This is a genomic window from Micromonospora sp. NBC_01405, from assembly GCF_045040155.1.
Taxonomy (GTDB): Bacteria; Actinomycetota; Actinomycetes; order Mycobacteriales; family Micromonosporaceae; genus Micromonospora.
Genome location: NZ_CP109532.1, coordinates 277,437 through 292,208 on the forward strand (window position 1 = coordinate 277,437; position 14,772 = coordinate 292,208).

12 protein-coding genes are annotated in these 14,772 nt (G+C 75.0%); 6 read left to right on the forward strand and 6 right to left on the reverse strand.

Features of this window, described 5'->3' with window-relative positions:
• Window positions 1–145 precede the first annotated feature (145 nt).
• On the forward strand, window positions 146–1,285 hold the full coding sequence (locus OG559_RS01320) for an MBL fold metallo-hydrolase (RefSeq protein WP_405111310.1): 1,140 nt from the start codon (window positions 146–148) through the stop codon (window positions 1,283–1,285).
• Window positions 1,286–1,372: 87 nt separating this feature from the next.
• Here OG559_RS01320 and OG559_RS01325 read toward each other — a convergent pair whose 3' ends face one another.
• Window positions 1,373–2,884, reverse strand: coding sequence for a deoxyguanosinetriphosphate triphosphohydrolase family protein (locus tag OG559_RS01325; protein WP_405111312.1), 1,512 nt, complete (start codon window positions 2,882–2,884; stop codon window positions 1,373–1,375).
• 121 nt (window positions 2,885–3,005) lie between these two features.
• On the opposite strand from OG559_RS01325, the gene yidD reads away from it, so the two are divergent.
• The 3 genes from yidD to OG559_RS01340 all read left to right on the forward strand — a co-directional run bounded on the left by yidD (window position 3,006) and on the right by OG559_RS01340 (window position 6,626).
• Entirely contained in the window at window positions 3,006–3,518 is a 513-nt protein-coding gene (gene yidD, locus OG559_RS01330) for a membrane protein insertion efficiency factor YidD (RefSeq protein ID WP_405111315.1), read from the forward strand.
• 169 nt (window positions 3,519–3,687) lie between these two features.
• The gene (locus tag OG559_RS01335; RefSeq protein ID WP_405111318.1) at window positions 3,688–6,153 is read left to right on the forward strand and encodes a Tex family protein; all 2,466 of its coding nucleotides are present in this window, start codon (window positions 3,688–3,690) and stop codon (window positions 6,151–6,153) included.
• A 41-nt stretch (window positions 6,154–6,194) separates the two neighbouring features.
• Complete coding sequence (locus OG559_RS01340) at window positions 6,195–6,626, forward strand: hypothetical protein (RefSeq protein WP_405111321.1); 432 nt, start codon at window positions 6,195–6,197, stop codon at window positions 6,624–6,626.
• Between the two features lie 127 nt (window positions 6,627–6,753).
• Here the strand turns inward: OG559_RS01340 and OG559_RS01345 are convergent, their stop codons facing one another.
• Entirely contained in the window at window positions 6,754–7,719 is a 966-nt protein-coding gene (locus tag OG559_RS01345) for a DUF389 domain-containing protein (protein WP_405111324.1), read from the reverse strand.
• Between the two features lie 301 nt (window positions 7,720–8,020).
• On the opposite strand from OG559_RS01345, the gene OG559_RS01350 reads away from it, so the two are divergent.
• Window positions 8,021–9,154, forward strand: coding sequence for a DegT/DnrJ/EryC1/StrS family aminotransferase (locus OG559_RS01350; protein ID WP_405111327.1), 1,134 nt, complete (start codon window positions 8,021–8,023; stop codon window positions 9,152–9,154).
• On the forward strand, window positions 9,151–10,206 hold the full coding sequence (locus OG559_RS01355) for a GNAT family N-acetyltransferase (RefSeq protein WP_405111330.1): 1,056 nt from the start codon (window positions 9,151–9,153) through the stop codon (window positions 10,204–10,206). The genes OG559_RS01350 and OG559_RS01355 overlap by 4 nt, the downstream gene beginning before the upstream one ends.
• Window positions 10,207–10,231: 25 nt before the next feature.
• Here OG559_RS01355 and wecB read toward each other — a convergent pair whose 3' ends face one another.
• The 4 genes from wecB to OG559_RS01375 are packed head-to-tail and all read right to left on the reverse strand — an operon-like array spanning window position 10,232 to window position 14,749.
• The gene (gene wecB / locus OG559_RS01360) at window positions 10,232–11,356 is read right to left on the reverse strand and encodes a non-hydrolyzing UDP-N-acetylglucosamine 2-epimerase (RefSeq protein WP_405111333.1); all 1,125 of its coding nucleotides are present in this window, start codon (window positions 11,354–11,356) and stop codon (window positions 10,232–10,234) included.
• Window positions 11,353–12,591, reverse strand: coding sequence for a glycosyltransferase family 4 protein (locus OG559_RS01365; RefSeq protein ID WP_405111336.1), 1,239 nt, complete (start codon window positions 12,589–12,591; stop codon window positions 11,353–11,355). Before OG559_RS01365 ends, wecB begins: the two co-directional genes overlap by 4 nt.
• A complete protein-coding gene (locus tag OG559_RS01370) occupies window positions 12,588–13,715 on the reverse strand; it encodes an NAD-dependent epimerase/dehydratase family protein (protein ID WP_405111339.1) in 1,128 nt (375 codons plus the stop codon). The genes OG559_RS01365 and OG559_RS01370 overlap by 4 nt, the downstream gene beginning before the upstream one ends.
• Window positions 13,709–14,749, reverse strand: coding sequence for an SDR family NAD(P)-dependent oxidoreductase (locus OG559_RS01375; RefSeq protein WP_405111342.1), 1,041 nt, complete (start codon window positions 14,747–14,749; stop codon window positions 13,709–13,711). Before OG559_RS01375 ends, OG559_RS01370 begins: the two co-directional genes overlap by 7 nt.
• Window positions 14,750–14,772 lie beyond the last annotated feature (23 nt).

Here is a 14,772-nt window from a genome sequence, read left to right on the forward strand (position 1 = left end):
CGCCCGCTCCTCCTGGGCATACCGCCGCTCGAACTCGACGACCCCGCCCCTGGCACCCGCGCGGCCGACCCGACCGGCACCCGGCGCGCGGGTGCGGCGGCGGACTACCGTGTACTGGCGGTACACCGGCGGAGGGGGCACCACGATGGGGGAACCAGCGGAACGGGCCGTTACGCGGGCGCTCGGGCGGCGGCTGCGCGGCGCGGCCGGGCTGGCCGCGCTCGCCGGGCTGGCCTGGGTGGCGCGGGACGTTCCGGCGGCGCTGGGCGGGCGGCTGACCGGGGCTCGCGCCGCGCGGGCGGCCCGCTCGCCGCAGTTCCGCGACGGCACCTTCCACAACCGGCCGAGCACCCGCACGATGCCCGGCGCGGCCGACCGCAACCTGGTCCGCGAGCTGATCTTCGGCAAGCAGCGACGCCGCCCGGCCGCCGCCGTCCCGCTGCGCCACCCGGCCGACGCGCCCGCCGCGACCGAGCGCGAGCTCAACGTCGTCTGGTACGGCCACGCGTCGGCGCTGATCGAGATCGAGGGGCGCCGGGTGCTGATCGACCCGGTGTGGAGCGACCGGTGCTCGCCGTCGGCGCTGGTCGGGCCGCGGCGGCTGCACGAGCCCCCGGTCGGCCTCGACGAGCTGCCCGCCGTGGACGCGATCCTGATCTCCCACGACCACTACGACCACCTCGACATGGCCACCGTGCGGGCGCTGCTGACCGGGCAGTCGGCGCCGTTCCTGGTGCCGCTGGGCGTCGGCGCCCACCTGGAGCGCTGGGGCGTGCCGGAGCACCGGATCGTCGAGCTGGACTGGTCGGAGAGCCACCGGGTGGGGCCGCTGACGATCACCGCCACCGCCGCCCAGCACTTCTCCGGCCGGGGGCTGCGCCGCGACGGCACGCTGTGGAGCTCGTGGGTGGTGGCCGGCGCGCACCGCCGCCTGTTCTACACCGGTGACTCCGGCTACTTCGACGGCTATGCCGAGATCGGCGCGGAGCACGGCCCGTTCGACGTCACGCTGATGCAGATCGGCGCGTACGACCGGGCGTGGCCGGGCATCCACATGTTCCCGGAGGAGGCCGTGGCGGCCCACCTCGACCTGCGCGGCGGGCTGCTCGTCCCGGTGCACTGGGCGACGTTCAACCTGGCCCTGCACGACTGGTCGGAGCCGGTGGACCGGATCTGGGCCGAGGCGAAGGCCCGCGACGTGCGGCTGGCCGTGCCCCGCCCCGGCGAGCGGGTGGTGGTCGACGACCCGCCCGCGGTCGACGGCTGGTGGCAGTCGATCGCCTGAGCGCCCGCGCCGCGCCGTCCACACCGCGCGGCAGCCAGTCCACGCCGCGCTGCCCTGTCCACGCCGTCCACGCCGTCCGCGCCGCCCTCACAGCACGAAGGCGTCCGTCCACAGCGCTCCGGAGCGGCCGGAGAGTGCGTCCAGCATCGCCACCGCCTGGCCGTCGGTGAGCTGCGCGACGAAGTCGATGATCGCCCGCCCCCGGGCCCGGCCGACCCGGTCCGGGGTGCGCGGGTGCAGCTCCGCCTCGGCCAGCTCGACCAGGTCGTGCAGCCGGCGCGGCAGCCGGGACTCCTCCTCCGGGTCGAGCAGCCACTCCCACAGCGCCTCGACGAGGGTGCCCAGCAGCCGGGCCTGGCCGCGCTGGTGCAGGGCGAGGTCCGGCCGGGCCAGCACGAACCGGTGGTGGACGAACTTGAGCACCTGCACCTCGTGCCACTGCGCCGGGGCGAGCAGCACATGCCCGGAGCGCACCGACGGGGCCTCGGCGACGGTGATCGCGTCGACGAACCGGGTGGTCCACCGGGCGGAGAACCGGGCCACGTACTGCTCCGCCTCGACAGAGCCGTCGAACGGCATGGCCAGCAGCCCCTCGACCAGTTCCTCGCGGACGTGCTCGACGGCGGCGGCGAACGCCTCGTCGTCGGTGATCCAGGCGTCCTTGCGGTGCAACTGCCGGCGCAGCCGCTCGATCGCCGCCCCGGGCCGCCGGGCCGCCCCGGCCAGGGCCGGCTCGGTGACCGCCCGGAAGTGCCCGTTCTCCCGCTGCCAGGCCGTCAGCTCGGCGGCCACGGCCCCCTGCTGGAGCACCCCGACCCGGTAGAAGTCCTCCACGTCGTGAATGGCGTACGCGATGTCGTCGGCGGTGTCCATCACCGACGCCTCGACGGTCTGCTGCCAGTCGGCGATCCGCCCGACGAACGGCTCCCGGGCCTGCCGCAGGTCGGCCAGCTCCGTGCGGTACGCGCCGAACTTGGCCGAGCCGCTGTCCGGGTCGGCGGGCGGGGCGGCGGCGCCCCGGGGCGGCGGGGCGAGGTGCCGGGGGTGCGGGTCCGGGTGGTCCAGCCGGGTCCACGGGTACTTCAGCAGGGCCGCCCGGACCGCCGCGGTCAGGTCGAGGCCGGTGGTCGCCGCGCCCCGGATCTCGGTGCTGGTGACGATCCGGTACGACTGCGCGTTGCCCTCGAACCCGTCGGCCAGGCCGAGCCGGTGCCGGGCCAGCCGGTCGAGCACCCGCTCCCCGAGGTGCCCGAACGGCGGGTGGCCGAGGTCGTGGGCGAGCGCGGCGGCCTCCACCACGTCCGGGTCGCAGCCGCCCAGCTTCTCCAGCAGGCCCTGCCAGCGGTCGTCGGCGGTGAGCCGCTCGGCGATCGCCCGGGCCACCTGGGCCACCTTGAGGCTGTGGGTGAGCCGGTTGTGCACGAGCAGCCCGGAGCCGCCGGGGCTGATCACCTGGGTGACCCCGCCCAGCCGGGTGAAGAAGGGCGAGGCCACGATCCGGTCCCGGTCGGCCCGGAACGGGCTGCCGGCGAGATCGCCGAGGGCCCGGGCGCTGCCGCCGAAGAGCCGACGCGCCCGCGGGTCAGCGGGAGTTTCCATGATCACCACGCTAGTGCGGTGCCCACAGATGTTCACCGGGTTTCCGGTCACGTTTTGTGGATCCTCCCGGGGCGGCCGGGCCCACCAGGGCGGCTCGCCCGGACCGGGCATGATGTCGCCCATGAAGATCACCGGCGCCGGCGACTCCGGCGACCGGGGGCCCTGCCCCTGCCGCAAGCCGACCCACTGCCATGCCACGGGCCACTGCCACGGCGAGGTCGGCGCGCGTCGTCAGGGACCCGGCTGCAAGGGCCGCAAGGGGGCCCTGGACTCCTGTGGCGACGACCCTTGCAGCAGCCCGGGCTGCTGCGACTTCGGGCTCTACTCCACCCTGCTCACCCTGGGCGCCGCCGTCGCGGGCGTCGTCGGCGGCCAGGCACCCGCCCGGCGGGGCCGGACGGCCGGCAATCGGCCGGGACCGCTGGACCGGGCCGGTCTCGCCGCGATCCGCGGCTACCGCCGCCGGCTGTCGCACCGCTGGCCGGGGCAGTGCCGGTACGCCCCGACCTGCAGCGCGTACGGACTCGCCGCCGTCGACCGGTACGGGCTGGCCGTCGGCGGGCGACTCGCGGCGGCCCGGCTGCGCCGTTGTCGGCCGCAGGTGCCGCGCGGAACCGCCGACCCGCTGCCCTGACCGACCCCGCCGCTCACCTCGAAGATCAAGCTGAAGAAGCCGTTGGATCAGGACCAGCCATCCGCTACTCGGGCGGCGGCGACGTGCGCGGGCGGTGGGTCAGGGCGGCGGCGTCGGGGGCGGGCGGCACAATGCAGGACGGAACCCACCCGAGAAGGCGGATCAGATCGTGACCCAGTCTGTGCACCAGCGGATAGCCGACGAGCTCGGCGTCGCCGAACGACAGGTACGGGCGGCCGTGGAGCTGCTCGACGGCGGCTCCACCGTGCCGTTCATCGCCCGCTACCGCAAGGAGGCCACCGGCCTGCTCGACGACGCCCAGCTGCGCACCCTGGAGGAGCGGCTGCGCTACCTGCGTGAGCTGGACGAGCGCCGCGCCGCGGTGCTGGAGTCCATCCGCGGCCAGGGCAAGCTCGACGAGGCCCTGGAAGCGCAGATCATGGCGGCCGACTCGAAGTCCCGGCTGGAGGACATCTACCTGCCGTACAAGCCGAAGCGGCGGACCCGGGCGCAGATCGCCCGCGAGGCCGGGCTGGAGCCCCTGGCCGAGGCGCTGCTGACCGACCCGGGCCAGGACCCTCGGGAGCGGGCCGCCGGGTTCGTCGACGCCGGGCGGGGGGTGGCCGACGCCGCCGCCGCGCTGGACGGCGCGCGGGCCATCCTCATCGAGCGCTTCGCCGAGGACGCCGACCTGATCGGCACGCTGCGCGAGCAGATGTGGTCGCGGGGGCGGCTGGTCTCCCGGGTACGCGACGGCCAGGAGTCGGCCGGGGCGAAGTTCTCCGACTACTTCGACTTCGCCGAGCCGTACCCGAAGCTGCCCTCGCACCGGATCCTGGCGATGCTCCGGGGCGAGAAGGAGGGCGTGCTCGACCTGACGATGGCCCCGGAGACCGAGGACGACCCCGACGCCGCGCCGACCGGCCCGAGCCGGTACGAGGCGGCGATCGCCGGCCGGTTCGGGGTCACCGACCACGGCCGCCCCGCCGACCGGTGGCTGGCCGACACGGTGCGCTGGGCCTGGCGCACCCGGATCCTCATCCACCTCGGCGCCGACCTGCGGATGCGGCTGTGGCAGGCGGCCGAGGAGGAGGCCGTGCGGGTCTTCGCCATCAACCTGCGCGACCTGCTGCTCGCCGCCCCCGCCGGCACCCGGGCGACCATGGGCCTCGACCCGGGCCTGCGCACCGGGGTGAAGGTCGCGGTGGTCGAGGCCACCGGCAAGGTGGTGGCCACCGACACGATCTATCCGCACGAGCCGCGCCGGCAGTGGGACGCCTCGGTCGACGCCCTCGCCCGGCTGGCCGGGGCGCACGGCGTCGAGCTGATCGCCATCGGCAACGGCACCGCCAGCCGGGAGACCGACAAGCTCGCCGGTGACCTGATCAAGCGGCACCCGGAGCTGACGCTGACCAAGGTGGTGGTCTCCGAGGCCGGCGCGTCGGTCTACTCCGCCTCCGCGTACGCCTCGCAGGAGCTGCCCGAACTGGACGTCTCGCTGCGCGGAGCGGTCTCCATCGCCCGTCGGCTCCAGGACCCGCTCGCCGAGCTGGTCAAGATCGACCCGCGCTCGATCGGCGTCGGGCAGTACCAGCACGACCTGTCCGAGGTGAAGCTCTCCCGGTCGCTGGACGCCGTGGTCGAGGACTGCGTGAACGCCGTCGGCGTGGACGTCAACACCGCCTCCGCGCCGCTGCTGACCCGGGTCTCCGGCATCGGCGCCGGGCTGGCGGAGAACATCGTGCTGCACCGGGACGCCAACGGCCCGTTCCGCTCCCGCAAGGAGCTGAAGAAGGTGGCCCGGCTCGGCCCCAAGGCGTTCGAGCAGTGCGCCGGCTTCCTGCGCATCCCCGGCGGCGACGACCCGCTGGACTCCTCCAGCGTGCACCCGGAGGCGTACCCGGTGGTGCGGCGGATCCTCACCCGCACCGGGCAGGACCTGCGCTCGCTGATCGGGCAGAGCGCGATCCTGCGCGGCCTGCGGGCCACCGACTTCGTCGACGACACGTTCGGCCTGCCCACCGTCACCGACATCCTGGCCGAGCTGGAGAAGCCCGGGCGGGACCCGCGGCCGGAGTTCCGGACCGCGACGTTCGTCGAGGGCGTGGAGAAGATCGGCGACCTGACCCCCGGCATGGTGCTGGAGGGCGTGGTCACCAACGTGGCGGCGTTCGGCGCGTTCGTCGACGTCGGCGTGCACCAGGACGGCCTGGTGCACGTGTCGGCGATGTCCCGCACCTTCGTCAAGGACCCGCGCGACGTGGTGAAGTCGGGCGACGTGGTCCGGGTCAAGGTGCTCGACATCGACGTGCCGCGCAAGCGGATCTCGCTGACGCTGCGGCTGGAGGACGAGACCGAGGCGGGCCGGCGTGGTCCGGACGACGGGCGACGCGAGCGCGGTGGCCGGGGCGAGCCATCCGGCGGCGGCCGGGGCGATCAGTCCGGCGGCGGCGGCCGGGGTGAGCCATCCGGGGGCGGCCGGGGGAAGCAGTCCGGGGGCGGCCAGGGGCGGGGTGGTCCCCGTGGGGACGGCCAGGGGCGCGGCGGCTCGCAGCAGCGGCCGGGCCGGGGCGGGACTCCCCCGCCCGCCGACGGGCCGATGGCCGAGGCGCTGCGCCGGGCCGGCCTGGCCTGACCGGTCGCGGTGGGGCGGGCGCGGCGCGTACCGTCGCCGGCATGGGTGGCGACGACGACGTCCCGTGGCGGGAGCGGCAGCGGCGGGCGGTGCGCGCGCACGCCGAGGCGGACGAGCGGCGGCGGGCGGCCGAACGCGCCGAGGCGGCACAGATCGTGGCCTGGTTCACGGCCGAGGCGACCCGGCGCGGGCTGCGGCCGACCCGGCTGGCCGCCGTGCCGTACGCGGGCCAGGGTCGGTACCGCACCCGGCTCACCGGTTGGTACGTCGACCGGGCCCGTTCCCGCGCGGTGGACACCGCCGGCCGGTGGTACCTGCTGACCGTCCCGGCGGGCCTGCGGGCCCGGCTCCTCGGCGCCGACCCGCAGCCCGCCCCCGCGCCCCTGATCGTCGGCGAGGGTGGCCGGGACGGCGAGTCGGTCCCGCTGCGTGACCTGCTCACCCGGCGGCTGGCCGCCGGCGACGACTGGTGAACGACCCGGGGCGACCCGGGCCGGGGAGCAGCCGGCCGGGATCGGACCCCGGGCCGGGCGGGACCGCCCAGGGAGCCGGCATCCGGGCGGGACGGCCGGGCGGCGATCCGGCCGGGGTGGGATCCCGTCAGCCGCCGACCGGCCGGGACCGGGCCGTGCGGCGGCGGACCCGCCGGGCCACGTGCCACCACCAGGCCTGCTGCACACCCAGGGTGGCCAGCCCGGCGAGCACGATCGCACACAGGTTGATCACCAGTTGCAGCGCCGAGCCGGCCGCCTCGTGCCACACCCCGTACGCGGCGGCGACGGAGACGTTGGCGGCGGCCGGCACGGTGGTGACCGAGATCAGGACGCCCACCAGGGAGCCGGACTTCTTCGAGGTCAGCGAGAGCATCCCGGCGATCCCGGCGAGCAGGCCGACGACCCAGGACAGCGCGTCCGGCCGCCAGATGAAGTCGGTCAGTGGCCGGTCGGCGAGCAGCATGTCCCGGTCGACCAGGCCGGCCAGGGTCAGCGCCCAGGTGCTGAGCACGGTGGCGAGCATGGCGGCCAGGAAGCCCACCACCAGGGCCTGCAGGGAGCGGCCGACGACGGCCGGCCGGCGGCGCAGCAGGGCCACGCAGAGGGCGGCCAGCGGGCCGAACTCCGGCCCGACCACCATCGCGCCGACGATCAGGATGGGCTGGTCGAGCAGCACCCCGATCCCGGCGATCATGGTGGCCACCACGATGAGCACCAGGTAGGTGGCGGACAGCTCGGTCTGCTCCCCGGTCTTCGCGGCCACCTCGTCCCAGACCACCGCGTCCGCCCCGCTGCCGGGAGCCTCCGCGGCGGCCCGGTCGGCGGCGCTGGACACCGTCAGCTCCACGTCGTCGGCGGCGATCCCGCCGCGCGCCTCGACGCCCAACTCCTGCAACCCGCGCAGCACGTTGTCGGCCCGCTCGCGGACCACGTCGCAGAGAATGAGGTCGCCCTCGGGCTGCCTGGCCGCCCCCGGGAGCACCGCCAGGTGGGTGACGCCGGGATCGGCGGCGAGCAGGTCGGTCACGGCCGACGACTGGTCCGGCGGGGCGATCACCCTGAGGTGCAGCACGGCCCGTCCCCTCACGTCCAACCCGGGCCGCCAGGCGCGGCCGGCAGCACTCTACCGCCCGCCGGCCCATCCCCCGGCCCGCCCGACGGCGGCCCCCGCCTGCCTGTCTGCCGGCCCGCCGGGCCCGACCCGCGCGAGCACGCCCGAAACGTGAAAGCGACGGTCGTCGGTCCGCCGTTTGGTAGAACGGTTCTGACCGATGTGACGTGGTCCAGGCGAGAGACGGAGAAAACGTGGATTCCTCCCGTGTTCCGCAGAGCGGCACCGACCTTCCGCCCAGCACGGCCGGGTTCGTGGCGTCATGACCGCCGACCCGGTCTACCTCTCCCCGCCCGACCTCGGGCCGGTGGAGGAGGCCTACCTGCTGGCCGCGTTCCGGGCGCGGCAGGTCGGCCCGTTCGGCCCGGACATCACCGCCCTCGAACACGCGACCGCCGAGCGGGTCGGCACCCGGGCCGCGCTGGCGACCAGTTCCGGAACGGCCGCCCTGCACCTGGCCATGCTCGGCCTCGGCGTCGGCCCCGGGCAGGTGGTGATCGTCCCGACGCTGACCTTCGCGGCCACGGCGAACGCCGTCGCGTACACCGGTGCCCGGCCGGTCTTCGTGGACTGCGACGAGGAGACCGGAAACCTCGACGTGTCGCTGCTGGCCGCGCTGCTGGCCCGTCTGCGGGCGGCGGGGACGCCGGTCGGGGCGGTCATGTCCGTGGACCTCTTCGGCACCTGCGCGGACTACACCTCGCTGCTGCCGGTGTGCGCCGCCGCCGGGGTGCCCGTGATCGAGGACGCGGCCGAGTCCCTGGGCGCGACCCACCGGGGCCGCCCCGCCGGCTCGTTCGGCCGCGCGGCCGTCCTCTCCTTCCAGCACAACAAGATCATGACCACGTCGAGCGGTGGGATGCTGCTCTCCGACGACGAGGCGTTCGTCGCGCGCTGCCGGTACCTGGCCGCGCAGGCCCGCCAGCCGGTGGTGCACTACGAACACACCGAGGTCGGGTACAACTACCGTCCCAGCAACCTGCTCGCCGCGGTCGGTCGCGGCCAGCTGCACCGCCTGAACGGCATGCTGGTCCGGCGGCGGCTGCTGCGGGAGCGGTACGCGAAGCTGTTCGCCACCGTGCCCGGCGTACGCCTGCTCGGCGACGACGACGGCGGCGGCAACTGCTGGATGTCCACCGTGGTCGTGGACCCCGCCCGGGCGGGCTGGCGGGCGGCGGACCTCGCCGCCGCGCTCGCCCTCGACGAGATCGAGACCCGGCCGGTGTTCAAGCCGATGCACCTGCAACCGGTCTACGCCGACGCGCCCGCGTCGGTCACCGGCGTCGCCGAGCGCCTCTTCGACACCGGCCTCATCCTGCCCAGCGGGTCCGCGCTCGACGAGCGGCAGGTCGACCGCGTGTGCGGGGCCGTCGAACGGTTCCTGGACCGCCGGTGACGGGCGACTTCGCCCTGACCGGACCGGGCCCGCAGGCCGGCCGGCTCGATGCCGACTGTCCCGACGTCTACTTCACCGCCGGCTACGGTACGGCGGACGCGGCGGCGCAGGGCGGCGCCTGGCACAGCGCCCGGCTGGGGCGGCGGATCCAGCTCCCGTACGTGCTCCGGGCCGTCGCCGATGGGATGACCGACGGGGTCAGCCCGTACGGCTACTGCGGTCTGCACGTCGAACCCGGCTGCCCGCCCGACGACCTGGCCCGGTTCTGGGCCCGGGCCGTGGCCTGCTGGCGCGACCAGGGCCTGGTGAGCCTCTTCCTCCGCTTCTCGCCGCTGGATCCCGCGCCGGTGGCGGCCGTCCGGGCACTCGGGACGGTACGGCTGGCGCAGCACGGCGAGACCGTGGCCGTCGCCGTGGACGCGGGCCCCCGCCGGGTGTGGGAGGCGATGGCGGGCCGGGCCCGCACCGCCGTCCGCAAGGCGGGGAACGCGGGGCTGACGGCCGAGCTGCGGCCGGCCACGGCCCTCGACCTCACCGCCGCCGCGCCGTTCCGGCGGGTGTACGAGCGGACCATGCGCCGCATCGGCAGCGCCGAGCGCTACCTGTTCCCCGACGGGTACTACCGGCTGCTGTCGTCGGGGCTGGACAAGGACCTGCTGCTCGCCTCGGTACGCGACCCCGACGGGGAGGTCGTCGCGGCGGCGCTCGTGCTGCGGCACCGGGACCGGGCGCACTACCACCTCGCCGGCTCGGAGCCGGCCGCCGCCCGCGACGGCGCCAACAACCTGCTGGTCTGGCGCATCCTGGAGTGGGCCGCCGAGACCGGCTGCGCCCGGGTGCACCTCGGCGGCGGGGTGCGCGGCGACGACGGGCTGCTCCGCTTCAAGACGTCGTTCGGCGGCGCCCTCGTCCCCTGGTGGACGGGCGCGGTGGTGCTCGACCGGGACCGGTACGCGGCGCTGACCGCCGCCCGCGCCCACCGCCTGGGCTGCCCGGTCACCGACCTGCGCGACGGCGGGTTCTTCCCCGCCTACCGGGCCGGCGGGCGCTGACCCGCCCCCGGCCCGGTCGGGCCGGTCAGCGCCGGATGCCGGCCCAGCCGTGGTGCAGCCGCACCGTGGAGAGGACGAAGCTGACGACCCGGCGGGAGGTGTCGGTGACCTGGTAGTCCGCCGGGCAGGGCACTCCTGCGGACGCCACCTGGGCGATGGCGACCGTCACCGCCTCGCGGACCGCGTCCGGGTCCAGCTCGGTCAGCAGGATGCCGGCGCTGTCCAGGGCCTCCGGGCGTTCGATCGAGTTGCGCAGCGTCACCGCGGGGAAGCCGACGATCGCCGCCTCCTCGCTGATCGTGCCGCTGTCGGACAGGGTGCAGCGGGCCTGCGCCTGCAGGCGTACGTAGTCGAACAGGCCGAACGGCTCGTGGAACGTGATGCCGGCCAGGTCGGCCGGGTCGGGCGCCAGCTCGGCCAGTCGCTTGCGGGTACGGGGGTGGGTGGAGACGAGCACCGGCAGGTCCCAGTGCTCCCGGACCGCCCGCAGGCAGTCCAGGAGCCGGGCCAGCCGGAGGGCGTCGTCGACGTTCTCCTCCCGGTGGGCGCTGACCAGGAAGTAGCCGCCGGGGGTCAGCCCGAGCTGCTCCAGGACGCCGGACTTGTCGATCTCGGCGCGGTAGTGCTCCAGCACCTCCCGCATCGGTGACCCGGTGTGCAGGATCCGACGGGGGTGCAGCCCCTCGGCCAGCAGGTTGCGCCGGGCGTGCTCGGTGTAGACCAGGTTGAAGTCGGCCACGTGGTCGACCACCCGCCGGTTCGTCTCCTCCGGCACGTTCAGGTCGAAGCAGCGGTTCCCGGCCTCCATGTGGTAGACGGGCACCCGCATCCGCCGGGCGATCAGCGCGGCGATGCAGCTGTTCGTGTCGCCGAGCACCAGCAGGGCGTCCGGCCGCAGGTCCTCGATCGCCCGTTCCACCCCGGTCAGCACGCCGCCGAGCACGCTGCCCAGCGAGGTGGTGTCCACCCCGAGGTAGCGGTCGGGCTGGCGCAGCCGCAGCTCGGTGAAGAAGACGTCGGACAGGGTCGGGTCCCAGTTCTGCCCGGTGTGCACCAGCACGTGGTCGACCGTCCGGTCGAGCCGGGCGATGACCCGGGACAGCCGGATGATCTCGGGTCGGGTCCCGACCACCGTCATGACGCGCGTCATCGACGCCTCCCCCGGTCCGCGGCCTTGATCATGATGTCCTCCAACTGGTCGACTCCCACCCGCAGCGACATGCGGTCCAGATACACCTGGCGGGCGCGGTCACCCGCCGCCCGCCGCTCGGCGACGGGCTGGGCCGCCGCGGTGGCGAACCGGTCGGCGAGCGCCCGCCAGTCCTCCGGCGGGCAGGTGAGTCCGACCCGGGCCGAGCGGACCAGCCGGGCGGTGTCGCCGCCCGCCGAGACGATCACCGGACGGCCGCAGGCCAGCGCCGCCTGGAGCTTCGACGGGACGGTCCCCCGCAGGCCGGCGGCGTCCCGCAGGCAGATGAGCTGGTACTCGGCCGCGGCGTACAGCTCGGCCATCCGCTCCGGCGGGCGGCGGCCGAGGAACCGGACGTTGTGGGCGCCGAGGTCGGCGGCGAGCTGGCGGGCGCTCTCCTCCTGCACCCCCGATCCGACCAGCACCAGGTCGACGAGGTCGCGGGTCGCGGCGGCGGCCCGGACCGCCGTCTCGATCCCCTGGAGCAGCCCCAGGTTCCCGGCGAACATGATCGTGCAGCGTCCGGTGTGGCCGATGGCGGCGCGGGCGGCGTCGGTGGCCGGCACCGGCCGGAACAGCCGGTCGTCGGTCCAGTTCCAGACCACCCGCACCTGGTCCGGGTCCGCGCCCCGTTCGATGACGAGTTCGGCCATCGTCGGCGAGATCACCGCGACGGCCGTGACCGACCGGTAGATCCGCCGCATGGCCCCGGCGATCGCCCCGTCGAGCAGCCGGCCCGCGCGCCCCTGCGGCGCCATCCCGGAGTGCAGCACCGACTCCGGCCACGGGTCCTGCACGTGCAGGACGGCCGGCGTGCCGCGCAGCAGCCGGCCGACGACGGCCGCGGCAACGGACGTCGGCGGCGGGTGGTAGACGTACGTCACGTCGACGTCGGCGAGGTAGCGCGCCCCGGCGACCGCGCTCGTCGCCGCGAAGGACAGGTAGCTGGCCGCCCGGCGCACCGGCGACCGGTCGTGGCTGGGGTACGCCGGCACCCGGCGCACGGTCAGCCCTCCGGTGCGGACGCAGTCGTACCACCGCTGCCGGTAGCCGGGGTAGACGCGGCCGTACGGATAGCTCGGGAAGGAGGTGAGCACCTTCACCTCGTGCCCGCGCGCGACGAGTTCCGCGGCGAGGTTGTCCTGGATGAAGGCGCCCTCCGGCGGGTACCACTGGCTGACCAGGCCGATCCTCATCCGGCGACCACCGCGCTCGACACCAGGGCCGGCAGGTCGACCGGCTCGGGGTACGTGTCGGGCCGGGCCGGGTCGAAGATCTCGTTGGCCCAGAACAGGGTGACCAGCTCAGCGGGACCGGTGTTGGTGATCCGGTGCGCCCACATCGTCGGCATGTCTACGGCGACCGGCTCGTCCCCGGCGACCGCGAACCGGACGACGTCGGCGTGGCCGACCCGGCGCAGGGCGATCTCGGCCGAGCCGCGCAGCACGACGAAGCGCTCGATCTTGGCGAGGTGGAAGTGCTCCCCCCGGGTCACCCCGGGGTGGGTGCCCGAGCAGAAGCTCTGGCCGCCGCCGTCGTGCACCTTGACCGTCTCCACCAGCTCGCCCCGGGCGTCCGAGCGCCGGGGCAGCGGCATCGGGACGCCGGACGGGAAGATGTGCGAGCGGTAGGTGTTGAACAGCCGCACATCGTGCCGGTCGCGCAGCGGCGGGACCTCCGCCCGGCGGTAGGCGTCGGCGAAGCCGGTCAGCCGGTGGGCCAGCTCACCCACCCCGATCCGCAGCACCGGCATGTCCGGGTCCCAGGACCCGCCGGCCGGCACGCCGACGAGCCGGGCGGCGGCGTCGGTGACGTGCACCAGCTCCATGTCCCGGTCGAGCTGCACCTGTGGCGTGTCGCCGGAGGCGAGCAGTCGGCAGAAGGTCGCGACCACCGAGTTGTAGAAGGGCCGGCCGTGCTCGCCGTACAGGTTGGGCAGCAGCACGTCGTCGAGGGCGGCCCCAGTGCCGGCCAGGATCTCCGCCGCGGCGGCCTTCGCGTCGCCGTACGGGGTGCCGTTGCCGGCCTGGACCGAGTTGGCGAAGACCACCGCCGGCGGGTCGGGGCAGCGCCGCAGCCCGTGCGCGAGCTGCGCGGCGAGCTGGACGTTCCCGGCGGCCACCTGGGCGGGGTCGCCCCGGTTCACGCCGGCCAGGTGCAGCACCCGGTCGACCCCGGAGAGCTTCGCGGCGACGGCGTCCGGGTCGGTCAGGTCCGCCCGGGTGACGACGACGGGCTCCGGTCGGCCCAGGGCGCGCAGCAGCGTCCGGACGTGCCAGCCGAGGAAGCCACCGGCGCCGGTGACGGCCAGCCTCAGCACGCCGGCACCGGCTCCCGCAGGGCCAGCTCCGCGCGGATCTCCGGCAGGCCGCGCAGCAGCTCCATGATCTCCGGTACGCCGAGCCGGGGCGCGTTGGCCGAGTTGAAGTCCTCCCGGGGCACCTCGCCCAGCTCGCCCTCGGAGACGTACAGCGCGTAGTTCAGGTCCCGTCCGTCGATCGGCACCCGGAAGAACTCCCCGAAGTCGTCGGCCTGGGCCAGTTCCTCCCGGCTGGCCAGCGTCTCGTGCAACTTCTCGCTGTGCCGCACGCCGATGACGTCGAGCTTGCACGGCACGTCGAACAGCCGGCAGACGGCCTCGGCGAGGTCCGCGATGGTCCCGGCGGCTGCCTTGCGGATGAAGACGTCGCCGGGCTGCGCGTGGTGGAAGGCGTGCTCGACCAGGTCGACCGAGTCGGCCAGCGACATCAGGAACCGGGTCATCGTCGGGTCGGTGACGGTCAGCGGCCGGCCGGCCTTGACCTGCTCGACGAAGAGCGGGATCACCGAGCCGCGCGAGTACATCACGTTGCCGTACCGCACGCACGAGACCGTGGTGGCGCTGCGCGGATCGTTGCGGGCGTGGGCCTGGGCCACCTTCTCCATCAGGGCCTTGCTCATGCCCATCGCGTTGACCGGGTAGACCGCCTTGTCGGTGCTGAGCACCACCACCGAGCCGACCCCGTTGCGCGCGGCGGCCTCGACCACGTTGGCGCTGCCGAGAATGTTGGTGCGCACCGCCTCCAGCGGGAAGAACTCGCAGGACGGCACCTGCTTGAGCGCCGCCGCGTGGAAGACGAAGTCGACCTCGCGGGTCGCCCGTTCGACCGTGTCCCGGTCCCGGACGTCGCCGACGTGGTAGCGGACCCGCTCGTCGCCGAGGGTCCGGCGCATCGCGTCCTGTTTGGCCTCGTCGCGGCTGAGGATGCGCACCTCGCCCACGTCCTGCGACAGCAGGCGGCGCGTCATGGTCTGTCCGAAGGAACCGGTGCCGCCGGTGATGAGCACCCGGCGGCCCGAGGTCGTGAAAGCCATAGCCTCTCCCGTTCGTCACGGCC

Excerpts from the sequence above, each read along its gene's own strand:
- OG559_RS01320 (WP_405111310.1), top strand. The coding sequence starts at position 146 with ATGGGGGAACCAGCGGAACGGGCCGTTACGCGGGCGCTCGGGCGGCGG.
- OG559_RS01325 (WP_405111312.1), bottom strand. The coding sequence starts at position 2,884 with ATGGAAACTCCCGCTGACCCGCGGGCGCGTCGGCTCTTCGGCGGCAGC.
- yidD (WP_405111315.1), top strand. The coding sequence starts at position 3,006 with ATGAAGATCACCGGCGCCGGCGACTCCGGCGACCGGGGGCCCTGCCCC.
- OG559_RS01340 (WP_405111321.1), top strand. The coding sequence starts at position 6,195 with ATGGGTGGCGACGACGACGTCCCGTGGCGGGAGCGGCAGCGGCGGGCG.
- OG559_RS01350 (WP_405111327.1), top strand. The coding sequence starts at position 8,021 with ATGACCGCCGACCCGGTCTACCTCTCCCCGCCCGACCTCGGGCCGGTG.
- wecB (WP_405111333.1), bottom strand. The coding sequence starts at position 11,356 with ATGACGCGCGTCATGACGGTGGTCGGGACCCGACCCGAGATCATCCGG.
- OG559_RS01365 (WP_405111336.1), bottom strand. The coding sequence starts at position 12,591 with ATGAGGATCGGCCTGGTCAGCCAGTGGTACCCGCCGGAGGGCGCCTTC.
- OG559_RS01375 (WP_405111342.1), bottom strand. The coding sequence starts at position 14,749 with ATGGCTTTCACGACCTCGGGCCGCCGGGTGCTCATCACCGGCGGCACC.